The organism is Trinickia terrae, assembly GCF_005144415.1.
In the GTDB taxonomy this organism is placed as follows: domain Bacteria; phylum Pseudomonadota; class Gammaproteobacteria; order Burkholderiales; family Burkholderiaceae; genus Trinickia_A; species Trinickia_A terrae.
In genome coordinates this window covers 23351-47439 of the sequence record NZ_SWJE01000010.1, presented here as the reverse complement: position 1 = coordinate 47439, position 24089 = coordinate 23351, and the positions used below count along the sequence as shown (strand labels likewise).

Annotated in this window: 21 protein-coding genes; 15 read left to right on the top strand and 6 right to left on the bottom strand. The window is 64.9% G+C overall.

Annotated elements, in window-relative coordinates; all coding sequences use genetic code 11:
- Window positions 1–107 precede the first annotated feature (107 nt).
- The gene (locus FAZ69_RS18735) at window positions 108–1124 is read right to left on the bottom strand and encodes a glycosyltransferase family 2 protein (protein ID WP_136896583.1); all 1017 of its coding nucleotides are present in this window, start codon (window positions 1122–1124) and stop codon (window positions 108–110) included.
- A gap of 314 nt (window positions 1125–1438) precedes the next feature.
- Here FAZ69_RS18735 and FAZ69_RS18730 point away from each other — a divergent pair, with 314 nt between their 5' ends.
- The 6 genes from FAZ69_RS18730 to FAZ69_RS18705 all read left to right on the top strand — a co-directional run bounded on the left by FAZ69_RS18730 (window position 1439) and on the right by FAZ69_RS18705 (window position 5651).
- The gene (locus FAZ69_RS18730) at window positions 1439–1765 is read left to right on the top strand and encodes a DUF4148 domain-containing protein (RefSeq protein ID WP_136896582.1); all 327 of its coding nucleotides are present in this window, start codon (window positions 1439–1441) and stop codon (window positions 1763–1765) included.
- Between the two features lie 426 nt (window positions 1766–2191).
- Complete coding sequence (locus tag FAZ69_RS18725) at window positions 2192–2521, top strand: DUF4148 domain-containing protein (RefSeq protein ID WP_136896581.1); 330 nt, start codon at window positions 2192–2194, stop codon at window positions 2519–2521.
- 392 nt (window positions 2522–2913) lie between these two features.
- On the top strand, window positions 2914–3933 hold the full coding sequence (locus FAZ69_RS18720; protein WP_240702328.1) for an alpha/beta hydrolase family protein: 1020 nt from the start codon (window positions 2914–2916) through the stop codon (window positions 3931–3933).
- A gap of 87 nt (window positions 3934–4020) precedes the next feature.
- Window positions 4021–4635: a glutathione S-transferase family protein gene (locus FAZ69_RS18715; protein ID WP_136896580.1), complete on the top strand. Its 615-nt coding sequence runs from the start codon at window positions 4021–4023 to the stop codon at window positions 4633–4635.
- Between the two features lie 96 nt (window positions 4636–4731).
- Entirely contained in the window at window positions 4732–5043 is a 312-nt protein-coding gene (locus FAZ69_RS18710; RefSeq protein ID WP_439654779.1) for a hypothetical protein, read from the top strand.
- Between the two features lie 143 nt (window positions 5044–5186).
- Window positions 5187–5651: a metallophosphoesterase family protein gene (locus tag FAZ69_RS18705; RefSeq protein ID WP_136896859.1), complete on the top strand. Its 465-nt coding sequence runs from the start codon at window positions 5187–5189 to the stop codon at window positions 5649–5651.
- A 55-nt stretch (window positions 5652–5706) separates the two neighbouring features.
- On the opposite strand, the gene proP is transcribed toward FAZ69_RS18705, so the two are convergent.
- The 3 genes from proP to argA all read right to left on the bottom strand — a co-directional run bounded on the left by proP (window position 5707) and on the right by argA (window position 9500).
- Window positions 5707–7167 carry a glycine betaine/L-proline transporter ProP gene (gene proP / locus FAZ69_RS18700; RefSeq protein WP_136896579.1) on the bottom strand — a complete coding sequence of 487 codons (1461 nt, stop codon included), beginning with the start codon at window positions 7165–7167 and terminating at the stop codon, window positions 5707–5709.
- A gap of 616 nt (window positions 7168–7783) precedes the next feature.
- Window positions 7784–8059 (bottom strand): oxidative damage protection protein, encoded by a 276-nt coding sequence (locus FAZ69_RS18695; protein ID WP_136896578.1) that lies wholly within the window; start codon window positions 8057–8059, stop codon window positions 7784–7786.
- Between the two features lie 61 nt (window positions 8060–8120).
- Complete coding sequence (gene argA, locus FAZ69_RS18690; RefSeq protein ID WP_136896577.1) at window positions 8121–9500, bottom strand: amino-acid N-acetyltransferase; 1380 nt, start codon at window positions 9498–9500, stop codon at window positions 8121–8123.
- Between the two features lie 22 nt (window positions 9501–9522).
- On the opposite strand from argA, the gene hrpA reads away from it, so the two are divergent.
- The 5 genes from hrpA (at window position 9523) to FAZ69_RS18665 (ending at window position 17791) form a co-directional block, all read left to right on the top strand.
- Window positions 9523–13740, top strand: coding sequence for an ATP-dependent RNA helicase HrpA (hrpA, locus tag FAZ69_RS18685; RefSeq protein WP_136896576.1), 4218 nt, complete (start codon window positions 9523–9525; stop codon window positions 13738–13740).
- Between the two features lie 150 nt (window positions 13741–13890).
- On the top strand, window positions 13891–14913 hold the full coding sequence (locus FAZ69_RS18680; RefSeq protein WP_136896575.1) for a YVTN family beta-propeller repeat protein: 1023 nt from the start codon (window positions 13891–13893) through the stop codon (window positions 14911–14913).
- A 60-nt stretch (window positions 14914–14973) separates the two neighbouring features.
- Window positions 14974–15957: a sterol desaturase family protein gene (locus FAZ69_RS18675; RefSeq protein WP_136896574.1), complete on the top strand. Its 984-nt coding sequence runs from the start codon at window positions 14974–14976 to the stop codon at window positions 15955–15957.
- Between the two features lie 148 nt (window positions 15958–16105).
- Window positions 16106–16930 (top strand): EI24 domain-containing protein, encoded by an 825-nt coding sequence (locus tag FAZ69_RS18670; RefSeq protein ID WP_136896573.1) that lies wholly within the window; start codon window positions 16106–16108, stop codon window positions 16928–16930.
- A 33-nt stretch (window positions 16931–16963) separates the two neighbouring features.
- Window positions 16964–17791 carry a competence/damage-inducible protein A gene (locus tag FAZ69_RS18665; RefSeq protein WP_136896572.1) on the top strand — a complete coding sequence of 276 codons (828 nt, stop codon included), beginning with the start codon at window positions 16964–16966 and terminating at the stop codon, window positions 17789–17791.
- Window positions 17792–18003: 212 nt separating this feature from the next.
- On the opposite strand, the gene FAZ69_RS18660 is transcribed toward FAZ69_RS18665, so the two are convergent.
- Complete coding sequence (locus FAZ69_RS18660; protein WP_136896571.1) at window positions 18004–18468, bottom strand: rhodanese-like domain-containing protein; 465 nt, start codon at window positions 18466–18468, stop codon at window positions 18004–18006.
- 131 nt (window positions 18469–18599) lie between these two features.
- Here FAZ69_RS18660 and FAZ69_RS18655 point away from each other — a divergent pair, with 131 nt between their 5' ends.
- The 4 genes from FAZ69_RS18655 (at window position 18600) to ntrC (ending at window position 23233) form a co-directional block, all read left to right on the top strand.
- Window positions 18600–18809 (top strand): hypothetical protein, encoded by a 210-nt coding sequence (locus FAZ69_RS18655; protein WP_136896570.1) that lies wholly within the window; start codon window positions 18600–18602, stop codon window positions 18807–18809.
- A gap of 72 nt (window positions 18810–18881) precedes the next feature.
- Entirely contained in the window at window positions 18882–20297 is a 1416-nt protein-coding gene (gene glnA / locus FAZ69_RS18650) for a type I glutamate--ammonia ligase (protein ID WP_136896569.1), read from the top strand.
- Between the two features lie 216 nt (window positions 20298–20513).
- Entirely contained in the window at window positions 20514–21656 is a 1143-nt protein-coding gene (gene glnL / locus FAZ69_RS18645) for a nitrogen regulation protein NR(II) (RefSeq protein ID WP_136896568.1), read from the top strand.
- A gap of 32 nt (window positions 21657–21688) precedes the next feature.
- Window positions 21689–23233: a nitrogen regulation protein NR(I) gene (gene ntrC / locus FAZ69_RS18640; protein ID WP_136896567.1), complete on the top strand. Its 1545-nt coding sequence runs from the start codon at window positions 21689–21691 to the stop codon at window positions 23231–23233.
- A gap of 43 nt (window positions 23234–23276) precedes the next feature.
- Here the strand turns inward: ntrC and xth are convergent, their stop codons facing one another.
- Window positions 23277–24053: an exodeoxyribonuclease III gene (gene xth, locus FAZ69_RS18635; protein ID WP_136896566.1), complete on the bottom strand. Its 777-nt coding sequence runs from the start codon at window positions 24051–24053 to the stop codon at window positions 23277–23279.
- Window positions 24054–24089 lie beyond the last annotated feature (36 nt).

Genomic DNA, 24089 nt, shown 5'->3' with positions numbered 1-24089 from the left:
AAAGGGCTAAGAAGAGGGCCGCGTGCGGCTCCGGATTCAGGGAACGACATTCGGAGCGCGAGACGCCGCGCCCGCGCAGGTGCGAGAGCGCGTGACCGGGCCGCCCGTCACGTAGCGCTTTGCGCGTAGATCTTGCGCACGATATAGATCGGCCGGCGCTTGCTCTCGATATAGATGCGGCCCAGGTACTCCCCGATCACGCCGATGCCGATGAGCTGGATGCCGCCGAGGAAGAGCACGGCGGTGATGATCGACGCGTAACCGGGGACGTCGACGCCGCGCACGATGGTCCGCAGGAACAGGTAGGCGGCATAGCAGATGGCGAAGGCCGCGGTTGCGCCGCCGATGTAGGTCCAGACGCGCAGGGGCAGCGTGCCGAAGCTCGTAAGCCCTTCCAGCGCGAAGTTCCAGAGCTTCCAGGCGGAGAACTTGGTCTTGCCGCCGGCGCGCGGACGGCGCACGTACTCGATCTGCGCGGTCCTGAAGCCGACCCATGCGAAGAGCCCCTTCATGAAGCGCCGGTTCTCGGGCAATTGCTTCAGGGCGTCGACGGCTTGCCGCGACATCAGGCGGAAATCGCCCGCGTTCTCGGGAATCCGGACTTCGCTGATGACGTTGTGCACACGGTAGAAGAGGCGAGCCGTCATGCGTTTCATGAACGAGTCCGTGTTGCGTTCGGCCCGTTTCGCGAGGACCACGTCGAATCCTTCGCGCCATTTGGCGATCAGGAGCGGAATCGCTTCGGGGGGATCCTGGAGGTCGGCGTCGAAAGGGATGACGGCGTGGCCCGCCGCCTCGTCGAGCCCCGCGGTCATTGCGGCTTCCTTCCCGAAATTGCGGGACAGGTCGACGATCTTGACGCGCGGATCGACGGCGCGAGCTGCGAGCAGCAGCTCGAGGGTCGAATCGGTGCTGCCGTCGTTGACACAGACGATTTCGTAATCAGCATCGGCGATGCCGCGCAGCACGGCGGGCACCTCGCGGAAGAACGCCTCGACCACGGCCGACTCGTTGTAGAAGGGCACGACGAGCGAAATCAGGTCCTTCGCGGACCCGTCGAGCACCGATACGGACTCTCCCGCAGCGATGGAGAGCTCGAGCGCTTCCGTCTGTGCGTGCTTCATTATTACGAAATATCTCAAAAATTCAGGGGATATTACCAGAGGCGTAATGTTTCGTTGCGAAATGTCGATGCGAGTTGACGCGATTTTTGGTCTCGTTAACGGTGTGTGGCAAGCGTTTCTTGAGTGCGCATGACGCATCGCTTGCATCGCATGCGACCGGTGCTCTCCAATCATTGTCCGGAAACAAGGAACAGTGAATTCGAAATCTAGGTATTCACCCTAGCTTTGCTCGGCCCTAGACTGCCTTCAACCGCTGCAGACAACCGAACGCGTTTGCGGCGCCCCGTAAAGCACAATCATTGGAGGTAGTCGTCATGAAATCGCTCGTCAAGGCTGTCGCAGTTGCTCTCGTTCTTGCCGCTCCCGTTGCTTCGTTCGCTCAATCGAACCAGCCGGTGACGCGCGCGCAAGTCCGCGCCGAACTCGTTCAGCTCGAGAAGGCCGGTTATGCCGTAAGCGGCGACTACGCCACCTATCCGAATCAGATCCAGGCCGCCGAAGCGCGCGTCGCCGCGCAAAGCGGCGTTGCGCAAGCGGATGCGACCGGCTTCGGTCCGGAAGCCGGCGGCGTGTCGCAGTCGGGACAGCGGACCGACAAGGTCGTGAGCAGCTACTCGGCTCCGATCTATCAACATCCGTAATCGGCGTGCGCGCCGGCACGAGCGCTCACACGCGCATTCGAAATCGAATGCGAAACAGGCCGGGCCCGCCAACGACGGGCAGCCTGCATCGAGTTTCGCGCTGAATCTCCGTCGCTTGCCCTGGCGACTTCGCCCAGTCTTCGTGGACTGGGCTTTTTTGTTTTCAGGGCCTGAAGATAGCCTGAAAACGCGTCTGGATATCGTATGCAGGACGAAGCGTCTGCGCTGCTGCACGCAGATCTTTTGACTGAGCGTCGCGCGTTATGAAGGTGATTTGTCATTGTGACGCAGCCGACAACAATGTTTTCCTGAATTAGGTATTAACCCTTAAGAGTTCGGCGACTAGACTGTTCTCATCGGCTCCGGACACACGCAAATCAACCCGTTCGAGAGTCCTTAAAAGACAACTTTTGGAGGTAGTTCATCATGAAATCGCTCGTTAAAGCCGTTGCCATCGCCGCCGTTCTCGCTACCCCGCTTGCTGCGTTTGCCCAGTCGAATCAACCCGTGACGCGTGCACAAGTGCGCCAGGAACTGATTCAGCTCGAACAGGCCGGCTACAACCCGGCCACGGCGAACGACTATGACTATCCGGCGAACATCCAGGCCGCCGAGGCGCGCGTGACCGCGCAGAAGGACGGCACGGCTCAAGCGGCCGCCACCGGCTACGGCCCGGCTGTCGGCGCTTCGTCGAAATCGGGAAGCCCGGTCGCGGCTCCCGGCACGCAGCCGATCTACTTCGGCAACGGCCAGTAATTCGGCAGTATTCCGCGTCGGCCGGGACTCATTCCCGGCCGCGCTGAAAGCGGTCTGGGCGAGCCATGCACGACAGCGTCCAGTCGCGACTGAACAAGAGGCTCGCCCACAGACGTATCGATCGTCCCGGGCGGGGCGGGCCCGACAAGATTGGAGCGTTACCTCCGTCGCCGGCGATCCGGCGGCTTCGCCCGGCCATTCCGACCGGGCGCTTTTTCCCGTTCCAGCTTTTCAACTCCCCGTCATCGCTTTAGTTATTGGCTGCCGAAGAAATTGGCTCCGGCATTGGTGTGCCGTTGTCGATTGGTATCGGGACGCCGTGAACAGCACGTTCGATCAAATGAACCGGCAGCGGGTCTTCTAGCATCGGTGCGACCCATGACGGAGACCTTATGAAAACCATCCAACGCGTTCATCGGCCGGCTCGCGTCTGCGCGGCCATTCTGGTACTTGCATTCGGCATGTTCATGAGCGCTCGTGCGCAGGCAGAAGCGACGGTCGGCTTTCAGCGGTTGACTTACGACGTTCCCGGCGGCGGGCAAGTCGAGGCCGGCATCTGGTACCCGAGCGAAGGCGTCGAGAAGCCGGAGCCGATCAGCCTGAACGTGCAGGATGTCGTGCCTGACGGCGCGATCGAGGGGAGCGGATTGCCGCTTATCGTCATCTCGCACGGAACCGGCGGATCGTACGCGGGGCACTACGACACCGCAATCGCGCTGGCCAAGGCGGGCTTCGTCGCCGCCGCGCTGACGCATCCGGGCGACAATTTCCGCGACGACAGCCGCGCGCTATTCATCTACGAGCGGCCGCGGCAGGTGAGCCAGCTGCTCGACTTCGTGCTCGAGCGCTGGACCGGGCGGGCGAGCTTGTCGAAAGAGCGCATCGGTGCGTTCGGCTTCTCTTCCGGTGGTTTCACCGTGCTCGCGCTCGTCGGCGGGCGCTATGACCTTGCGATGAGCCCGGCGCACTGCAAGGCATACCCCGGCGAGTGGCCTTGCCAGCACATCGCCAATCGCCCGGTGCCGGCGGGCATGACCGTGCCGCCGCTCAACGGGGACGATGCCGACGCGCGTATCAAGGCCGCGGTCATCGCCGCGCCTGCGCTCGGTTATGCGTTCGGCAAGGCGGGTCTCGCCGGCGTGCACGAGCCGATCCAGCTCTGGCGCGCCGCCGATGATCGCATCCTGCCGCAGCCGTTCTACGCGCAGGCGGTCTACGACGCGCTGCCGAGCGCGCCGCAGTACATCGTGGTGCCTCACGCGGGCCATGACGACTTTCTCGCGCCGTGTTCCGCCGAGCTGGCGCGCCGCGTGCCGGAGATCTGCGCGTCCGAGCCCGGCTTCGATCGCACTGCGTTTCACCGGCAATTCAACGCTGCGATCGTCGAATTCTTCGAAGCGAATCTCCGGTAACGCGCGAATGGCGTCGCTGCCCCTTTCCACGAAGCCGCCGCGGCTGCTACAGTCAACCTCCCTTCACTTCAAGCAACGAGGCTCGGAATGAAACTGGTTGGCATGCTGGATTCACCGTTTGTGCGTCGCGTCGCCATTTCGATGGCGGTGCTGGGAATTCCGTTCGAACATCGAAGTCTGTCGGTGTTTCGCACGTTCGACGAGTTCGCGAAGCTGAATCCGATCGTGAAAGCGCCGACGCTCATCGAAGACGACGGCACCATGCTGATCGACTCGACGCTGATCCTCGACCATCTCGACCACAAGGCGCCGCCCGATTCGCGGCTCATGCCCCAACGCGGTGCCGACCGCACGCGGGCGCTGCAGTTGATCGGCTACGCGCTCGCGGCTGCGGAGAAGACGGTGCAGATTGTCTACGAGCGTGAGCTGCGGCCGCAGGAGAAGCAGCACGCACCGTGGCTCGAGCGGGTGCAATCGCAATTGAGCGCGGCCTACGACCTGCTCGAGAAGCAGCTTGATCGAGCCGATGGCTGGCTCGTCGGCAGCCGGATCATGCAGCCCGACATCACCGTGGCGGTCGCGTGGCGCTTCACGCAATACATCGTGCCCGGGATGATCGATCCCGCTCGCCATCCGGCGCTCGCCGCGTTTTCGGCGCGGGCCGAGGCGCTGCCCGAGTTCATCGGCGCGCCGCTCGAATAAGCGGGCGCCTTGTCCGCTCTGCTGTAAAGCGCACCGGCTCGCACGGGGCCGGTGCGCCCCCATCCTCCCGCCGCGATTGTTCGCCGGCGCCGACAAGTGACTTTCACTTTCGCGCATTTATCCGCGCGAGCCCCGTCCCTAGAATGGAACCCATCGATACATGGCAAGCGGCGGCGCGATGAGCGCCCGGCGGGAAGGGCAAAAATGAGGGAATTGATCGAAAGACAGCTGTACAACCCATCGGTGGTGTTGCCGATGGTGGCGTTGATGGAAGTGCTGGTCTCGACGGATTTCAGCCTCGGCAGAGCGGGCCTCGTTGTCGCGACGAGAGGCGCTCAGGCTGCGCTGAATCGTTCGCGCGAATTCATTTGCGCGTATCAACACGGCGCGCACGCCGCGGTGCATTGATACAAGCGAATCGGGCGCGATGGATATCCGCGCGCTTGATTCTCCTTCGTACGTTCCTCGCATTCTCCAACGCATTCATTCGAGGCTTCGCCGGCCGGCGGGCGGGTAAGATGGCGGGACCGTCATATCGCCAGGCCAACGCGATGAGCGTCTCCCGCATCGGGCTCATTTCCGACACCCACAACCTCGTGCGTCCCGAAGCGCTGCAATGGCTCGCGGGATGCGACGCCATCATTCATGCAGGCGACATCTGCGCGCCGCAGGTTCTTGATGCGCTCGCGCAGATCGCGCCTGTCACCGCCGTGCGCGGCAACAACGATATCGGCGAGTGGGCCGCGCAACTGCCGGTTTCGACGACGCTCGACGTGCAGCGCGTGAAGATTCACGTCGTGCACGACATCGCCGATTTGCGCGCGGACGCGCTTGCCGGCATCGATGTGGTTGTCACCGGACATTCGCACAAGCCGCACGTCGAGACGCGCGGCGGCGTGCTGTTCGTCAATCCCGGCAGCGCCGGGCCGCGCCGCTTCAAGCTGCCGGTGTCGGCGGGAATGCTGGCGATCGAAGGGGCGCGTGCCGAGGCGCTGCTGCACACGCTCGTCGTCTGAGCATCGCGCGCAGCGCGCCCCATTTCATTGACGGCCGGCGCGGTCCTCGCGGTCCTTATACGCGCACCGTCGCCACGGATGCGTACGCGCTATCGTCCAGGTCTTCCGTTTCACGCGCCTGGCGCGCGAGCGCATGCGCCTCCGCACGTGTGGCGACCGCGGGCGGCGAGCCCTCGAGCGGCTTTTTGGCCGTCTCGGCAAGCGCAACCACCGACACGATCCCGATCACCGATGCCCCCATCAGGTAGTACGCGGGCATCATCAGGTTGCCCGTCGTCTCCACGAGCCAGGCCGTCACGAGCGGTGTCGTGCCCCCGAACAGCGACACCGAGACGTTGAAGCCGATCGCGAGCGCGCCGTAGCGGATCGGCGTCGGAAAGAGCGCGGGCAGTGCCGACGGCATCACGCCGGTGAAGCACGACAACAGCGCCCCGAGGATCATGAGGCCGCAGAACACCGGCAGCATCTGGCCGGTCTGGATCAGGAGCAGGGCGGGCATCGACAGCAGCAAGAGCCCGACGCAGCCTGCGAGCATCACCGGCTTGCGTCCGATCGCATCGGACAGTCGTCCGGCCGCGAGCGTCAGCGGCATCATCAGCACCATCACGATCAGCACGAGAAAGAGGCCGTGCGTCTCGTTGAAGTGCAGTGTCGCCGACAGGTAGCTCGGCAGATACGAGAGCGCCATGTAGTCGGTGACGTTGAAGATCAGCACGAGCCCGACGCACAGGAGGAGCGGCTTGAATTGCGTCGCGAGCATCCGTGCGAACGAAAGCTCCGGCGCGGCGCGGTCGAGCGCCTCGCGCGCCTCGGCTTCGCGCTTGAACGCGGGTGTTTCCTCGAGCTTCATGCGGATGTATAGGCCGACGAGGCCGAGCGGTCCGGCGATCATGAACGGCACGCGCCAGCCCCACGAGAGGAGCGCGTCCTCGGACAGCGTGGCGGTCAGGACGGCGACCGTGCCCGCGCCAAGGATGTAGCCCGCGAGCGTGCCGAACTCGAGGAAGCTGCCCATGAGGCCGCGGCGCTTGTCGGTCGAGTATTCGGCGATGAAGGTCGCGGCGCCGCCGTACTCGCCGCCGGTCGAGAAGCCCTGCACGAGGCGCGCGAGCAACAGCAGCACGGGCGCGAAGATGCCGATCGTGCCGTAGCTCGGGATCAGGCCGATCGCGAAGGTGCCGGCGGCCATCATGATCATCGTCATCGCGAGCACGCGCTGGCGGCCGATGCGGTCGCCGAGCGGGCCGAACACCATGCCTCCGATCGGCCGCACGAGAAACGCGGCAGCGAACGTGCCGAAGGTGGCGATCAATTGCGCGGACGGGCTGCTCGATGGGAAAAACACTTTGCCGAGCGTGACGGCGATGTAGCTGTAGACGCCGAAGTCGAACCATTCCATGGCGTTGCCGAGCGCCATCGCGCCGACGGCGCGTTTGAGGAGGTTCTTGTCGACGACGATGACGTCGTCGGAAACGTCGTGCCGGTTTCGTGCGGGGCCGTTATGGGTAGCGGTCAAGGTCGAAGGCTCCTGTGACTGCGGCCGAATCGGGATGCGAATCGTGTCCCGATTCGGCCACGGTTGCCGAAAAAGCGCACGTTCGCGGGTTCGAGCCGGCGGCGGACAAATCGAAGAAAAAGAAACGCCCGTGCCTCGCGGGGGAAAGCGCGAAAGTGCACTCGAGAGAGATGCTGCAGGTACGGCGCCTGCCCGCTTGGAAGGGCAGATCGAACTGGCGCTGGCGGAGGATTTCCGCGCTGGCCGGCACACGCCGGGTCAAGGCTTGGAACGAAAAAGGCCGGATGCGTGATGCGCTAAGCGACGTGGCTCAAAAGCGCTGCGACCGACAAGCCTTTCTGTGTCAAAAGTAATTCAATCTCGCGGCGCCGGAAAACGGATCTGTACGAAATTGAACGCGAATGAAGGTGAATTGCTGTTGGAACGAGGCAGATAGTATCACGATGTAAGCGTTCGCTGCAAACTTGAGGCGGGCGGCGGGCCTGTGTGAATCGCTCGATCGCTGGTCTGGCGGGGGATGGGAGGGGATGGGAGGAGATGGCGGCGAGGAAGGAAGATGACGTGAAGTCCGTCAAAGCCGGCTCGCGCATCGCGCGCGAACCGGTCATGCAAACGCTCAGCTTTGCGCGGGCGGCACGTAGCCCGAAGCATGGTCGGCGCCTTCGCCGAAGAAGTACTTCTCGGTCTGCTTCATCAGGTACTGGCGCGCGCGCGGATCCGCCATGTTCAGGCGGTTTTCGTTGATGAGCATCGTCTGATGCTTGAGCCACCCCTGCCACGCTTCCTTCGAAACGTTTTCATAGAGGCGCTTGCCGAGCTCGCCGGGCAGCGGCGGGAAATCGAGGCCCTCGGCTTCCTTGCCGAGCTTCGCGCATTGGACCATACGAGTCATCGTGTTTTTCTCCTGGAGTCGATGTGGGGGCAGCGTAGCGTCTTGCTCTCGCGCTTGCCGCTCAAAGCTGCTTCATCAGCACGAGCGATTTGCGCTGCCAGTTATAGAGGCGGCGGCGGTCTTCAGGCAGGTCGTCGACCGTCACCTTCACGAAGCCGCGCTTCAAGAACCAGTGCTCGGTGCGCGTCGTCAGCACGAAGATGCGCGTCAGGCCGCGCGCCCGCGCGCGCTGCTCAATGCGCTTCAGGAGCCGTTCGCCGTCGCCCGAGCCTTGCGCTTCGGGCGCCACCGTCAGGCACGCCATCTCGCCGATGCGCTCCTGCGGATACGGATAGAGCGCCGCGCAGCCAAACAGCACGCCGTCGTGCTCGATCACCGAGAAGTGGTCGATGTCGCGTTCGATCTGGTGACGTCCGCGCCGCACGAGCGTGCCGTCTGTTTCGAGCGGCTCGATCAGTTGCAGGATGCCGCCGACGTCGTCCGGCGTCGCCTCGCGCAGGCTCTCGAGGTTCTCGTACGAGATCATCGTGCCGACGCCGTCGTGCAGGAACAGCTCGAGCAGCAGGCTGCCGTCGAGCGAATAGGGAATGATGTGCGCCCGCGCCACGCCGCCGCGGCACCCGCGCACCGCGTGCTTCAGATAGAAGCCGGCGTCGCCCTTCAGCTCGCCGCTTTCGTTGAGCTTGTAGGCCTCGTCGAGCGACATTTCGCCGATCAGCTCGCCGTTCTCGTCGATCAGGCCTTCGGTCTCGGTGAGGAAGATGATCTTGTCGGCGCGCAGCGCGATCGCGGTGGCCGACGCCACGTCTTCCATCGTGAGGCTGAACGCCTCGCCCGTCGGCGAGAAGCCGAGCGGCGAGAGCAGCACGATCTTGCGGCTCGCGAGCGAATGGCGGATCGAATCGGCGTCGACCTTGCGCACGACGCCCGTGTGCTGGAAATCGACGCCGTCGAGAATGCCCACCGGGCGCGCGGTCACGAAGTTGCCCGACACGACGCTGATGTGCGCGTGCGCCATCTGCGTGTTCGGCAAGCCCTGGCTGATCGCGGCTTCGATGTCGAGACGCACTTCGCCGGCGGCTTCCTTCGCGGATTCGAGCGCCTGCGCGTTGGTGATGCGCATGCCGTGCGAAAACTCCGACTGCACGCCGTGCAGGCTCATCTGCTCTTCGACCTGCGGGCGCGAGCCGTGCACGAGCACGATCTGGATGCCCATCGCCTGCAGCAGCGCGACGTCGGCGACGAGCGCGTTGAGCAAGCCATCATGGACCACTTCGCCGCCGAAGCCGACCACGAAGGTCTTGTTGCGGAACGCGTGAATATAGGGGGCGACCGAACGCATCCAGTCGACGAATTGCGCGCGCTCGGCGACGGTTTCCTGGTCCTGGGGCGGGCTCGGAACGGTCTCGGCGGCGGGGATGAGGTCGGTTTGAGAATTCATGCCGGGATTATAATGCGCCCCCATGTCGAATGTACCCAAAAAGCCTGCCGCGCCCAACACGGATGCAACACGTGAAGCGGCGTTGCGCAAGGAGCCGCGAAGCGGCCGTCAAGATGTGCCGCAGGGCGCGCGCGAGAAGCGCCAACAGCACGAGCAGGGCGCGCAGCCTGAGCAGCGCGAAAGGTCTGGATCGCGGCAGCACCCGAAGCCGTCGCGCGACCCGGTCGGGCGCGGCCCGATCGAAAAACAAAGAGACGCTCGCCCGCCGCGGCGCGTCGAGCCGAATCCGGTTCCGCCGATCGAATTTCCCGAAGCGCTGCCGGTGTCGGGCCGGCGCGAAGAGATCGCGCGCGCGATTGCTTCGCATCAGGTCGTCATCGTCTGCGGTGAGACGGGCTCGGGCAAGACCACCCAGCTGCCGAAGATCTGTCTTGCGCTCGGGCGCGGGCTCGGCGCGGGCGGCGCCGGTCTCATCGGCCACACGCAGCCGCGCCGGATCGCGGCGTCGGCGACCGGCCGGCGGATCGCCGAAGAGCTCGGCACGCCGTTCGGCGAAGTGGTCGGCTACAAGGTGCGCTTCACCGACAATCTCGCGCCGGGCGCCTCCGTCAAGCTGATGACGGACGGCATCCTGCTCGCCGAAACGCAGACCGATCCATTGTTGCGCGCGTATGACACGCTGATCATCGACGAAGCGCACGAGCGCAGCCTCAACATCGATTTCCTGCTCGGCTACTTGAAGGAGATCCTGCCGCGTCGTCCCGAGCTGAAGCTGATCGTGACGTCGGCGACGATCGACGCCGAGCGCTTCGCGCGCCATTTCGGCACCGGGGAGAAGCCTGCGCCCGTGATCGAGGTGAGCGGGCGCCTTTATCCGGTCGAGGTGCGCTACCGGCCGATCGAGGAGGATAGCCCGGCGGTGAAGGCGGCCGTTGGCACGGCGTCGAGTCGCGAGCGCTCGAAGAGCGCGCGCGAAGCGGACCGCGACCTGATGGATGCGATCGTCGACGCCGTCGACGAGCTGTGCCGAGAAGGCTCCGGCGACGTGCTCGTGTTCCTGCCCGGCGAGCGCGAGATCCGCGACGCCGCCGAGGCGCTCCGCAAACACCATCCGCCGCACACCGAGATTCTGCCGCTCTTCGCGCGCCTGTCGGCGGCGGAGCAGGAGCGCGTGTTCAAGGCGTCGAACGCGCGGCGCATCGTGCTCGCGACCAACGTCGCCGAGACCTCGCTGACGGTGCCGGGCATCCGCTATGTCGTCGATACGGGGCTCGCGCGCGTCAAGCGCTACTCGTACCGCAACAAGGTCGAGCAGCTGCAGGTCGAGCCGATCTCGCAGGCGGCGGCGAACCAGCGGGCAGGGCGCTGCGGGCGGGTGGCCGACGGCGTCTGCATCCGTCTTTACGACGAGAGCGATTTCCAGTTGCGTTCGCGCTTCACCGATCCCGAGATCCTGCGCTCGTCGCTCGCCTCGGTGATCCTGCGGATGAAGTCGCTGCACCTGAGCTCGATCGAGACCTTTCCGTTCATCGAGCCGCCGCCCGGCCGCGCGATCGCCGACGGCTACCAGCTGCTGAACGAGCTCGGCGCCGTCGACGACGACAACGCGCTCACGCCGCTCGGCCGCGAGCTCGCGCGCCTGCCGCTCGATCCGCGCGTCGGCCGGATGATTCTCGCCGCGCGCGACCAGGGCTCGCTCGCCGAAGTGCTGATCATCGCGAGCGCGCTGTCGGTGCAGGACCCGCGCGACCGCCCGATCGAGGCGCAGGAGCAGGCCGACCAGGCGCACAGGCGCTTCGCCGACGACCGCTCCGAGTTCCTGCAGTGGCTGAAGATCTGGAAGTGGTTCGAGGAAGCCGTTGCGCACAAGAAGTCGAACCGGCAGCTCACTGACGCATGCCGCGCGAATTTCCTCTCGCATCTGAGGTTGCGCGAATGGCGCGACGTCCATTCGCAGCTGTTGACGGTGGTGCGCGAGCACGGCTGGCGTTTGAGCGAAACCGAAGCGACGTTCGAGCAGATCCACTTGGCTTTGCTGACCGGCCTGCTCGGCAACCTCGGCCTGAAAGCCGACGACGAGCCGCACTACCTCGGCGCGCGCGGCATCAAGTTTTTCCTGTGGCCGGGCTCGTCGCTCGTGAAGAAGGCGGGGCGCTGGGTGATGGCGTCCGAGCTCGTCGAGACGAGCCGCCTGTATGCGCGCTGTCTCGCGAAGATCGAGCCGGAGTGGATCGAGAAAGTCGGCGCGCATCTGCTGAAGAAGTCGCTCTCCGAACCGCATTGGGAAAAGCGCGCGGCGCAGGTGACCGCGTTCGAGCGCGCCGCGCTCTATGGGCTGCCCGTCTATCACAGGCGGCGCGTGGCGTTCGGCAATGAAGACCCGCGGCGCGCGCGCGAGCTTTTCATTCGCGGCGCGCTCGTCGAAGGCGAGTTCGATACGAAGCTCGCGTTCTTCGCGCACAACCGCAAGCTGCTCGCCGACATCGAGCAGCTCGAGCACAAGTCGCGCCGCCAGGACGTGCTCGTCGACGACGAGCTGATCTTCGCGTTCTACGACCAGGCGCTGCCGCAAGGCATCTACACGGGGATGTCGTTCGAGCGCTGGTATCGCGACGAGGTGAAAAAAAGCGGGCAGCCGGAGGACAAGCTGCGCCTTCTGTACTTGTCGCGCGACGACCTGATGCGCCACGAGGCGGCCGGCGTCACGACCGACCTGTTCCCGAAGCGCATGACGATGGCAGGCGTCGAAATGGGGCTCACGTACCACTTCGAGCCGGGCTCGCCGCGCGATGGCGTGACGCTCGCGGTGCCGCTCTTCGCGCTGAACCAGGTCGATGCACGCCGCGCCGAATGGGTCGTGCCGGGCATGCTGAAGGAGAAGGCGCAGCTGCTCTTGAAGTCGCTGCCGCAGAAGCTGCGGCGGCACTGCGTGCCGCTGCCCGAGTACGCAGCCGGTTTCGTCGAGCGTGCGGGGGGCGAGCGTTTCGGCGCGGGCGGCCTGGTCGAGGGGCTGATCATCGACGTGCGCGAGATGACACAAGTCGCGATGAAGCAATCCGACTTCAAGCTCGAGACGCTGCCCGCGCACTTGTTCATGAACTTCAAGGTCATCGACGAGCACGGCCGCCAGCTCGCAATGGGGCGCAATCTCGCGCAACTGCGCGCCGAGCTTGGCGGCGAGGCGCAGCGGCACTTCCAGAAGCTGGCTGCGGGTGCGGCGCTGGGCGCTGGCGGGGCGGCGTCCCAGAGCGTCCGCAGCGCGGAAGACGGACCGCGAGGGGCGCGGAACGAGGCGCTGCGCGGCAAAGCCGCCGCGCAGGGCGCTGCCGTTCCTGGGGCGCCGGCCACGCAGAGCGCGCCAGGCGCCGCGCCGGAATCGGCCACTGCGCTCTATGACAACCTGACGACCTGGAACTTCGGCAAGCTCCCGGAGCTGCTCGAAATCCGCCGCGGCGGCCAGACGCTGTTCGGCTATCCTGCGCTCGTCGATCGCGCGACGCACTGCGACGTCGAAGTGTTCGACTCGCCGGAAGAGGCGGCGCGCATCCACCGCGCGGGGCTGCGGCGGCTGTTCGCGCTGCAGCTGCGCGAGCCGATCAAGTACCTGGAGAAGAATCTGCCGGGCCTGCGCGAGATGGCGATGCAATACATGCCGCTCGGCACCCAGGAGGAGCTGCGCGACCAGCTGATCGACACGGCGCTCGACCGCGCCTGCCTGCAAGACCCGCTCCCCGCCGACGACGTGAGCTTCCACGCGCGCCGCGACGAGGGCAAGAGCCGCCTCAACCTGCTCGCGCAGGAGATCGCTCGGCTCGTCGGGCAGATCCTCGCCGACTACGCGGCGGCGGGAAAAAAGCTCGTCCAGGCGAAGCCGTTCGCCGCCGCGCACACGGACCTGCAGAACCAGCTGAACGCGCTTATCGGCAAACGCTTCGTGATCGACACCCCGTACGTGCAGCTCGCGCATTTTCCGCGCTATCTGAAGGGCATCGCGCTGCGCGTCGACAAGCTCAAGGCCGACCCGGCACGCGATGCGCGCCAGTTCGCCGAGCTGCAGCCGCTCGTGCAGCACTACCAGCGCGCTTTGTCGCAGCGCGGCGGCGTCGCGGACCCGCGCCTCGCGGAGTTCCGCTGGCTGCTCGAAGAGCTGCGGATCTCGCTGTTCGCGCAGGAGCTGCGCACGCCGATGCCGGTGTCGGTGAAGCGGCTCCACAAGGTGTGGGAATCGATGCAGCGCTAAAGTGCGGCAAAGTGCGCGCCCGGCAGCCGTCCAAATCGGCCAAGACCGCGTCAAACGGACGTTTCCGGCAGGACTTTTGGTCGGCGAAAGTCAACCGGAAAACCGCCTGAACGTTCTAGAATGGCGGCTGCCATTTTTTAGTAGGTTCCCATGCGCAAATTCCTCCTCGCCGGCTCGAACGGCATCGCCGGCGCATTCGCCGCCGGCGTGGCGCTCGCGGCGGCAGCGGGCGTGTTCTCCACCGCTGCCCGCGCCAACAACGTCATCGTGCTCAACTCCGGCGAAGCGACGCTTTCGCTGATCGACCAGACGACCCACAAAGTGGTCTCCACGGTGCCCACCGGCAAGGAACCGCATCACCTGATGGCGACGCCGGATAATTCCTCGTTGATCGTCGCCAACTCCGTCTCGAACAACCTGATGTTCGTCGACCCGAAAACGGGCAAGACGCAACGCTGGCTCGAGAACATCGAAGATCCGTACCAGCTCGGCTTCTCGCCCGACCGCAAATGGCTCGTGACGACAGGCCTGCGCCTCGACCGTCTCGACATCTACCATTACGACGGCCACGATCCGGTGCTCGCCAAGCGCTTGCCGCTCGAAGTGATGCCGAGCCACATGGCGTTCACGAACGACAGCAAGATCGTGTTCGTGACGCTGCAGGTCTCGGGCGAGCTCGCCGCCGTCGATCTGCCGACGCAGACCGTCCTGTGGAAGATGAAGGTCGGCAAGGTGCCGGCCGGCCTCTGGATGACGCCCGGCGAGAAGTACCTGCTCGTCGGCATGACGGGCGCCGATTACGTCGCCGTGGTCGACTGGCGCAACCAGAAGATCGTGAAGACGATCCATACCGGCAACGGCGCGCACAACTTCCGCTCGCTCGACGACGGCCGCCACGTCGCGGTCAGCAACCGTGTCGCGAGCACGATCAGCATCATCGACGAGGAGTCGCTCACGAACGTCGGCGACATCACGGGTCTCTTGCCCGGCCCCGACGACATGGAACTCACGGCGGACAAAAAGTATCTATGGGTGACGTTCCGCTTCGCGAAGAAGGTCGGCATCATCGATCTGGCGTCGCGCAAGCTGATCGAAACCATTCCGGTCGGCCGCTCGCCGCACGGGATCTACTTCTTCGATCGCGCGCCCGTCACGGCTGCGAACGGTGCGTAACGGCGCATTACAGTGCGATAAGGCGCGCATCGTCAACGGCCCCCGGCTCAAAGGCACCCCATGTTCCATCTGATCGTCTCGTCTCTCGACAGCTTCGTCTCGGCCTTGCAGACGTTGCTTTATATCGACGTCGTCCAGCCGCTGCTCTTCAAGTTCGACTGGATGGACTACGACGAGGACACCTACGACCGGCTGTACTGGGTGATCGTCGGTGCGCTCACGATCGTGGCGATGTACGCCGTGCTGCGTCCGCTCGAAGCGCTGCGCCCCATCGAGAAGTGGGAGAACAGGAAGGCGGTGCGTGTCGACGTGCTCTACACGTTCATTGCCAAGCTCGGTGTCTTCAACCTGTTCTTCTTCTTCGCGTTCCAGCCGTTCTTCGACAACCTCCAGGTCTGGCTGCGCTTCAAGAACATCTCGAACATCGATCTCGACAACCTGTGGCCGGGCGTCACGTCGCAGCCGATCGTCGCGTTCCTGATCTATCTCGCCGTGCTCGATTTCGCCGGCTACTGGTATCACCGCTGGCAGCATCGCATCGGCATCTGGTGGGAGCTGCACGCCGTCCATCACAGCCAGCGGCAGATGTCGCTCTGGTGCGACGACCGCAACCACCTGCTCGACGACGTGATCCAGGCCTGCTTCTTCGCCGCCATCGCGCTTGCGATCGGCGTGCCGCCGGCGCAGTTCGTCGTGCTGTCGGCGGTCACGAACTTCGCGCAAAGCATCCAGCACGTCAACGCGAAGCTGAACTACGGGTGGCTGCTCGAGCGGCTGATCGTCAGCCCGACGTTCCATCGCCGCCATCACGCGGTCGGCTACGGGCACGAAGGCACCGCCTACGGCTGCAACTTCGGCGTGCTGTTCCCGTGGTGGGACATGCTGTTCAAGACGGCGTCCTGGAATCGCACGCTCGAGCCGACCGGCATTCGTCAGCAGTTCGAAGGCGAGTCGTATGGCGAGGGCTTCTTCTCCCAGCACTGGCTCGCGTTCGTGCGCATCGCGCGGCGGCTGTCGCCGAAGCGCCGGGCGGCGGGGATTTGATTTCCAGCCAAGCTTCCCATCCGGCGGACTTTGGTTCGCCTTTCCCTGCCTTCCTCCGATGAGCCACTCTTCGCGGCGCCGCCAAGAGTGGTTTATGCTGTCCGCCGGGCTCTCCTCCTCCTAATTCACTCCATCCGTACTGGTTCGCATGAATGATTTGCTGCGCTCGTTTGGCCGGGCGCTCGCGAGCGCGCTGCATCCGCGCATGCTGTTGCTGACGCTTGCGCCGTTCGCCGTGGCTGCCGCCGCCTGGGGCGTGTTTTTCTGGTTTTCCTGGCAGACGCTCGTCGACTGGACTCACGGCTGGCTCGACGGCTGGCCGCTGACCAACTCGCTCTACCGGGTCTTCGACTGGGTCGGCTTCTCGGCGCTGCATTCCGTGATCGCGCCGTTCCTCGTGATCGCGGCTGCGATTCCGCTGATCGTCGTCACGGTCCTGCTGCTGATCGCGATGCTCGCGATGCCGGCGGTGATCCGCTATCTGTCCGCGCGGCAGTTCGCGGGCCTCGAGCTGCGGCGCGGCGGCAACTGGTTCGGCAGTCTCGCGCACGCGCTCGTGACGACGATCGTGTGTCTCGTCGTGCTCGTCGTGACCCTGCCGCTGTGGCTGATTCCGCCGTTCTTCGCGCTGATCCCGCCGCTCCTCTGGGGCTGGCTCACCTACCGCGTGATGACCTACGACGCGCTCGCGCTCCACGCAAGCCGCGACGAGCGGCGCGAGCTCATGCGCCGGCACCGCTTGCCGCTCCTGATGATCGGGATCGCGAGCGGGCTGCTCAGCTCGCTGCCGACGCTCTTGTGGGCGTCGTCGGTATGGCTCATCGTGCTGTTCCCGGTCGTGACCGCGGCGACGATCTGGATCTACGCGTTCATTCTGGTGTTTTCGGCGTTATGGTTCGGCTACTACTGCCTGCGCGCGCTGCAGCGGCTGCGCGCCGAGCAGGCGGACGCGCGCGGCGAGCGGCTGGCTTGAGCGCGGCGGCTTCTTATCCTTGGCGAGGCGGTTATGGCATTCGGCGTCATCATCATCGGCGATGAAATCCTGTCGGGCAGGCGCACCGACAAGCATCTGCCGAAAGTCATCGAGCTTCTCGCGGCGCGCGGGCTGCCGCTCGCCTGGGCCGAATACGTCGGCGACGAGCCCGAGCGCATCACGGCGACGCTGCGCCGCTCGTTCGCGTCGGGCGACGTCGTGTTCTCGACGGGCGGCATCGGCGCGACGCCCGACGACCACACGCGCCAATGCGCTGCCGCCGCGCTCGATGTGCCGCTCGAGCTGCATCCGGAAGCGGCCGAACTGATCCGCCAGCGGATTCGCGACATGCATCCGGCCGGATCGCCGCATCCTGCCGACCTGAATGCGCCCGAGAACCTGCATCGCCTGAACATGGGGGTCTTTCCGCGCGGCGCCTCGATCATCCCGAACGGCTACAACAAGATTCCCGGCTTCTCGGTCGGCGACCATCACTTTGTGCCGGGCTTCCCGGTGATGGCCTGGCCGATGATCGAGTGGGTGCTGGATACGAAGTACGCGCGCTTGCATCACAGCACGCCGCACGCGGAGCGCTCGCTATTCGTGTTCGAACTGATGGAGTCGACGCTCACGCCGCTGATGGAGAAGATCGAAGCGGATTTTCCGGGCGTGCGGGTGTTCAGCCTGCCGAGCGTCGGCGATGCGGAGAAGGGCGGGGTGTTCGCGCGCCGTCATATCGATCTCGGCGTGAAAGGCGAACCCGAGGCGGTCGCTGCGGCGTTCGTGAAGCTCCGAGAAGGCGTGCACCTGCTCGGCGGCGATATCGTCGAGGCCGATGCGCAGCAGGGCAAGCCGGCCTGAGGCGGCGCAGCGCGGCGCCTTGAGCGGCGCGATTCGCGCGCTGTTTACGTACCGTTCTCGCGCCGCTTGTCTGCCAGCGGCATCATCTTCCTGTCATATCCAGCGCCGACGATGCCCTGTCGATGGCGCTGCCTGCGGGCGGCAACGGCGGCCGCACCTCGTCTCGTCCGAGTGACCGGCTGACTTGGCCCCGGTGCTGCAAGCTCAAGCGCTCAAGCGCCGATCCACGGCAACCCGCGAAAGCACCATCCTTCGACCGTCTTTCGATGCCCCTGTCCGTCCTTGCCGCCTTCAAATCCTTCGAGCAGGTCGTAGGCCTGCGCATAGCCTGCCTGGGCCGCCGCGACTGCGGCGAGCTTGGAGCGTGCGGCACTGCGGCACAGGAACAGCACGGGCGTGTCCAGGGGGGCGACCTGACTGAGCTGAGCGAGGAATTCGGGGTTCGGCACGCCGCCGGGATAGCGGGTCCATTCGATGTGCGCATATTGACCGTCGCCGACGACGGGCCGCCCCACCCAATCGAGCTCGGCGCGCGTGCGCACGTCGATGAGCTTCACGCGCGGATCGAGTTGCAGGAGCTCGAAGGCCTCGGCCGGCGAGACGGCGCCCGCGTACGGCAATTGATGTTCGGCGCGGCGCTTGCCGGCCTGGGCGTAGAGTTGTTCGAGCGTGCTCATGACTGCGTGTCTCCGAAAGACCAAAGGATCATTCTAGCGCGTCGCGCTTGACAGGAAGCTGCGGCGGCTTGGCCTCATGCGGAGCGTCTCGAATGCTTGGAATTGGTGCAAAATCCGTATGGTGCACCGAAATGGAAATCGAGATGGCTCGCAATCCAGAGTTTGCACCGTTTCTGTGCCGAAACGGCCAATGCCCCGGCATCGAGCAGGCCCGACGATCCAACTCAGGGCGTGCACGTTTCTCGGGGACGCATGATGCACAAGGATTTACGCTGATGAAGCATTTACTTGGCACAGAAGTTGCTTTAAGGGTCGGCGATCGTTTTGATCGCCTGCTATAGCGTCGATGCAGTCGATCAGCTAGATTGGGCGACGGCGGAAACCGCCGACTTCATTAATCAGGAGAAAAGGATATGAGTAAATCCGTGGCCGACGTCATGCAACTCGTGAAGGACGAGGACGTCAAGTTTGTCGACTTCCGCTTCACCGATACGCGCGGCAAGGAACAACACGTCTCGGTGCCGCTGTCGGCGTTCGACGAAGACAAGTTCGAGAGCGGCCATGCGTTTGACGGTTCTTCGATTGCGGGCTGGAAGGGCATCGAGGCTTCGGACATGCTGCTCGTTCCGGACCCGAACACGGCCTTCATCGACCCGTTCTACGAAGAATCGACGCTCGTGATGACCTGCGACGTGATCGAGCCGGCCGACGGCAAGGGCTACGAGCGCGATCCGCGTTCGCTCGCCAAGCGCGCCGAAGCGTACCTGAAGAGCACGGGCCTGGGCGACACCGCCTACTTCGGTCCGGAACCCGAATTCTTCATCTTCGACTCGGTCCAGTGGAACACGGACATGTCGGGCTGCTTCGTGAAGATCGGCTCGGAAGAAGCGCCGTGGTCGGCAGGCAAGGAATTCGAAGGCGGCAACACGGGCCACCGTCCGGGCACGAAGGGCGGCTACTTCCCGGTCGCGCCGGTCGATTCGTTCCAGGACATCCGCTCGGAAATGTGTCTGCTGCTCGAGCAGATCGGCATTCCGGTCGAAGTGCACCACCACGAAGTGGCGGGCCAGGGCCAGAACGAAATCGGCACCAAGTTCTCGACGCTCGTGCAGCGCGCCGACTGGACGCAGCAGTTGAAGTACATCGTTCATAACGTCGCGCATACCTACGGCAAGACGGCGACGTTCATGCCGAAGCCCGTGGTCGGCGACAACGGTTCGGGCATGCACGTTCACCAGTCGATCTGGAAGGACGGCCAGAACCTGTTCGCGGGCAACGGCTACGCCGGCCTGTCGGAATTCGCGCTGTTCTACATCGGCGGCATCATCAAGCACGCTCGCGCGCTGAACGCCATCACGAACCCGACGACGAACTCGTACAAGCGCCTCGTGCCGCACTTCGAAGCGCCGGTCAAGCTCGCCTACTCGGCACGCAACCGCTCGGCCTCGATCCGTATCCCGCACGTGAGCAACCCGAAGGGCCGCCGCATCGAAACGCGCTTCCCGGACCCGATGGCGAACCCGTACTTCGCGTTCTCGGCGCTGATGATGGCCGGTCTCGACGGCGTGCAGAACAAGATCCACCCGGGCGAAGCCGCCGACAAGAACCTGTACGACCTGCCGCCGGAAGAGGATGCAAAGATCCCGACCGTGTGTGCCGGCCTCGACCAGGCTCTCGACGCGCTCGACAAGGACCGCGAGTTCCTGACGCGCGGTGGCGTGTTCACCGACGGAATGCTCGACGCCTACCTCGAACTGAAGGAAGGCGAGCTGCAGCGCTTCCGCATGACCACGCACCCGATCGAGTTCGAGATGTACTACTCGCTGTAAGCAGGTATATGCGCTTCGCTCGGCTATCCGGCGAAGCGCATTCGTTGCTTGCGATCGGTACCAAGGGACGGCAGTGCCGTCCCTTTTTTGTCGACCCGAGTTGGCGCTTCAGCACTTGCTCCGGCCCCATGCAGAGCATTGCTCGGGTCCTATGCAAGGCCGTTCGCGGGCGATTGGGCTTTTCCCTGTTCCACCCCACCTCGTCGTGATTGCAAGATGGTCCTCAAGAACTTGATCAAGGCGAAGAAAGGGCACGCCGAAGCGCTGTCCGACGATGTGCAGCTCGTCAATTCCGGGCTGCTGCCGGGCCTCGAAGCGTTGCCGACCGTGGTGCTCGTGCTCGACAAGCGCACCTTGCGCGTCGCGTTCGCGAACCCGTCGGCCGAGTCGATGCTCGACTTGTCGCGCCGACAGCTCGCCCAGATGCTGTGGTCCGACATCTTCGCGAATGCGGAGGAGTTGGTCGCCACCATCGCGGCGATCGCCGAACACCGTTTCCATGCGACGCATCTCGACGCGGTGCTCGAGCGCGCAGGGCGCGAGCCGCTGCACGTGCACGTGATCGTCGGCTATCTCGAAGGTGCGCAGGACTATGTGCTGCTCGAGCTCTTCGAGAACGAGCGTCACATGCGCAGCGACCGCGAAGAGCGCATTCACGACCTCACCGCGGTCAACAAGCAACTGATCCGCAATCTCGCGCACGAGATCAAGAACCCGCTCGGCGGAATCCGCGGCGCGGCGCAACTGCTCGAGTTCGAGCTCGACTCGCGCGAGCGGCACGACTTGCGCGAGTACACGCAGGTCATCATCAAGGAGTCGGACCGGCTTCAGACGCTCGTCGACCGGCTGCTGGAGCCGCATCGCCATCCGCATGTCGTCGGCGATGTGAACATCCACGAAGTGTGCGAGCGCGTGCGCGCCGTGATCCTCGCCGAGTTTCCGCGCGGCCTGACGATCGAGCGCGACTACGACGTGAGCCTGCCGGACTTTCGCGGCGACAAGGAGCAGCTGATCCAGGCGCTCCTGAACATCGTGCGCAACGCGGCGCAGGCCTTGCGCGAACGCATCTCCGAAGGCGACGCGCGCATCGAGCTGCGCACGCGCATTGCGCGCAAGGTCACCATCGCGAAACGGCTTTGTAAGCTGGCATTGGACTTGCATGTCATCGACAACGGACCGGGCATTCCCGAAGAGATCCGCGACCGCATCTTCTATCCGCTCGTATCGGGGCGTGAGGACGGCAGCGGTCTCGGTCTCACGCTCGCTCAGACCTTCGTCCAGCAGCACGACGGTCTGATCGAAGTGGACAGCCGCCCGGGGCACACCGAGTTTCAGATTTTGCTTCCGCTCGATAACTGATCACCCGCACACCACGCTTTCTGACCGACCATATGAAGCCGATCTGGATAGTAGACGACGACCAATCGATCCGCTGGGTGCTCGAAAAGGCCCTCGCCCGCGAGAGTTTCGCGACGAGGAGCTTCGCCAACGTGCGCGACGCGCTCGCCGCGCTGGAGCACGAAAGCCCGCAAGTGCTCGTATCCGACATCCGGATGCCGGGCGGCTCGGGCCTCGAATTGCTGCAGACCGTGCGCGAGCGGCTCCCAGGGCTGCCCGTCATCATCATGACGGCGTTCTCCGATCTCGACAGCGCCGTCGCCGCGTTTCAGGGCGGCGCGTTCGAATATCTCGCCAAGCCGTTCGACGTCGACAAGGCCGTCGAACTGATCCGCCGTGCCGTCGACGAGAGCCTGCGCGGCGCGCATGCCGTCGACGAGCGTGTGGCGGAAGCGCCCGAGATGCTCGGCCAGGCGCCCGCGATGCAGGACATGTTCCGCGCGATCGGGCGACTATCGCATTCGGCGGCGACCGTGCTGATCACGGGCGAGTCGGGCACCGGCAAGGAGCTCGTCGCGCGCGCGCTGCACCGGCATAGCCCGCGCGCGAACGGGCCGTTCATCGCGCTCAACACCGCGGCGATTCCGAAAGACCTGCTGGAGTCCGAACTATTCGGCCACGAGCGCGGCGCGTTCACGGGCGCGCAGGCGATGCGGCAGGGCCGTTTCGAGCAGGCGGAAAACGGCACGCTGTTTCTCGACGAAATCGGCGACATGCCGTTCGACCTGCAAACGCGCTTGCTGCGCGTGCTGTCGGATGGGCAGTTCTATCGCGTCGGCGGGCACAATCCGCTGCGCGCGAACGTGCGGGTGATCGCCGCGACTCACCAGAATCTCGAATCGCGCGTGCGGCAAGGGCTTTTCCGCGAGGACTTGTATCACCGCCTCAATGTGATCCGTCTGCGCCTGCCGCCGCTGCGCGAGCGCAGCGAGGACATCCCGCTGCTCACGCGTCACTTCCTGCAAAAGAGCGCGCGCGATCTCGGCGTCGAGCCGAAGCGCGTGTCGGATGAAGCGCTCGCATACTTGGCGTCGCTGCCGTTTCCGGGCAACGTCCGCCAGCTCGAGAATCTCGCGAACTGGCTGATCGTGATGGCGCCCGCGCAGACGGTCGAGATCAAGGACTTGCCGCCCGATCTCGTGCCCGCTCATGCGGGCGCGCAGGAGATCGTGGCGGGCGTCGCTGCGGGAGCCGCCACCGGCATCGCAGCTGTGGCTCCGTTGGCGACGAGCGGGGGCGCGGGTGGCTCCGGCACGAACGGCGTGATGCCCTCGGCGGCTGCGCCGGCCGGGCTCGGCAGTCCGGCTGGCATGGCGCCGATGAGCGCTTGGGAAAGCGGTTTGCGCACCGAGGTTGCACGCTTGCTGCGCGAGAACTTCGCCGATGTGATGGACGAGCTCGCGCGGCGCTTCGAGGCCGCCGTGATTCGCGAGGCGCTCGACTTCACGCGCGGCCGCAAAGTCGAAGCCGCCGAGCGGCTCGGCATCGGCCGCAATACGATCACGCGCAAGATTCAGGAGCTGCATCTCGAGCCGTGATGCGATGTGGACGGCGCGCTCCATGCGAGCGCGCCGTCCCTCGTCAGTCGATCTGCGCAATCACCGGCGTGTGATCCGACGGCTGATCCCACTTGCGCGGCGTCTTGTCGACCTCGCACGCGGTGCAGCTTTTCGCCAGCGCGGGCGACAGGAGAATGTGGTCGATCCGCAGTCCGGCGTTGCGGCGAAACGCCATCATCCGGTAGTCCCACCACGTGAAGATCTTTTCGGGCTGCTCGAACTTCCGGAACGAGTCGACGAAGCCCAGCTCGATCAGGCGCGCGAACGCCGCGCGTTCCTCGGGCGATACCAGGTTTTGTCCTTCCCACGCTTTCGGGTCGTGCACGTCGCGGTCTTCCGGCGCGATGTTGTAGTCGCCGAGCAGGGCCAGCTTCGGATACTGCGTCATCTCGCTCGCGAGCCAGTCGTGCATCGCATCGAGCCAGCGCAGCTTGTAGGCGAACTTGTCGGTGCCGGGCGCCTGGCCGTTCGGGAAGTACGCCGAGACGATCCGCACCCCTTCGACAGTCACCGCGATCACACGCTGCTGCGGGTCCTCGAAGCCGGGGATGTTGCGCACGACGCTCGTCTCCTCGACGGCAAGACCGTCACGCACGAGAATGCCGACGCCGTTATAGGTCTTCTGCCCGGCAAACCAGCTTCGATAACCCTTCGCTTCCAGTTCGGCGCGCGGGAATTTCTCGTCGGGCAGTTTCAATTCCTGCAGGCACAGCACGTCGGCGTGGCTCGACTCGAGCCAATCGATCACATGCTGCTGGCGCACCTTCAGGGAATTCACGTTCCACGTCGCTATTTTCATTGCTTGCTCGACCTATTGATCCGGGGATTGCGTGGC

Excerpts from the sequence above, each read along its gene's own strand:
- FAZ69_RS18735 (WP_136896583.1), bottom strand. The coding sequence starts at position 1,124 with ATGAAGCACGCACAGACGGAAGCGCTCGAGCTCTCCATCGCTGCGGGA.
- FAZ69_RS18730 (WP_136896582.1), top strand. The coding sequence starts at position 1,439 with ATGAAATCGCTCGTCAAGGCTGTCGCAGTTGCTCTCGTTCTTGCCGCT.
- FAZ69_RS18725 (WP_136896581.1), top strand. The coding sequence starts at position 2,192 with ATGAAATCGCTCGTTAAAGCCGTTGCCATCGCCGCCGTTCTCGCTACC.
- FAZ69_RS18720 (WP_240702328.1), top strand. The coding sequence starts at position 2,914 with ATGAAAACCATCCAACGCGTTCATCGGCCGGCTCGCGTCTGCGCGGCC.
- FAZ69_RS18715 (WP_136896580.1), top strand. The coding sequence starts at position 4,021 with ATGAAACTGGTTGGCATGCTGGATTCACCGTTTGTGCGTCGCGTCGCC.
- FAZ69_RS18705 (WP_136896859.1), top strand. The coding sequence starts at position 5,187 with ATGAGCGTCTCCCGCATCGGGCTCATTTCCGACACCCACAACCTCGTG.
- FAZ69_RS18695 (WP_136896578.1), bottom strand. The coding sequence starts at position 8,059 with ATGACTCGTATGGTCCAATGCGCGAAGCTCGGCAAGGAAGCCGAGGGC.
- argA (WP_136896577.1), bottom strand. The coding sequence starts at position 9,500 with ATGAATTCTCAAACCGACCTCATCCCCGCCGCCGAGACCGTTCCGAGC.
- hrpA (WP_136896576.1), top strand. The coding sequence starts at position 9,523 with ATGTCGAATGTACCCAAAAAGCCTGCCGCGCCCAACACGGATGCAACA.
- FAZ69_RS18680 (WP_136896575.1), top strand. The coding sequence starts at position 13,891 with ATGCGCAAATTCCTCCTCGCCGGCTCGAACGGCATCGCCGGCGCATTC.
- FAZ69_RS18675 (WP_136896574.1), top strand. The coding sequence starts at position 14,974 with ATGTTCCATCTGATCGTCTCGTCTCTCGACAGCTTCGTCTCGGCCTTG.
- FAZ69_RS18670 (WP_136896573.1), top strand. The coding sequence starts at position 16,106 with ATGAATGATTTGCTGCGCTCGTTTGGCCGGGCGCTCGCGAGCGCGCTG.
- FAZ69_RS18665 (WP_136896572.1), top strand. The coding sequence starts at position 16,964 with ATGGCATTCGGCGTCATCATCATCGGCGATGAAATCCTGTCGGGCAGG.
- FAZ69_RS18660 (WP_136896571.1), bottom strand. The coding sequence starts at position 18,468 with ATGAGCACGCTCGAACAACTCTACGCCCAGGCCGGCAAGCGCCGCGCC.
- FAZ69_RS18655 (WP_136896570.1), top strand. The coding sequence starts at position 18,600 with ATGGAAATCGAGATGGCTCGCAATCCAGAGTTTGCACCGTTTCTGTGC.
- glnA (WP_136896569.1), top strand. The coding sequence starts at position 18,882 with ATGAGTAAATCCGTGGCCGACGTCATGCAACTCGTGAAGGACGAGGAC.
- glnL (WP_136896568.1), top strand. The coding sequence starts at position 20,514 with ATGGTCCTCAAGAACTTGATCAAGGCGAAGAAAGGGCACGCCGAAGCG.
- ntrC (WP_136896567.1), top strand. The coding sequence starts at position 21,689 with ATGAAGCCGATCTGGATAGTAGACGACGACCAATCGATCCGCTGGGTG.
- xth (WP_136896566.1), bottom strand. The coding sequence starts at position 24,053 with ATGAAAATAGCGACGTGGAACGTGAATTCCCTGAAGGTGCGCCAGCAG.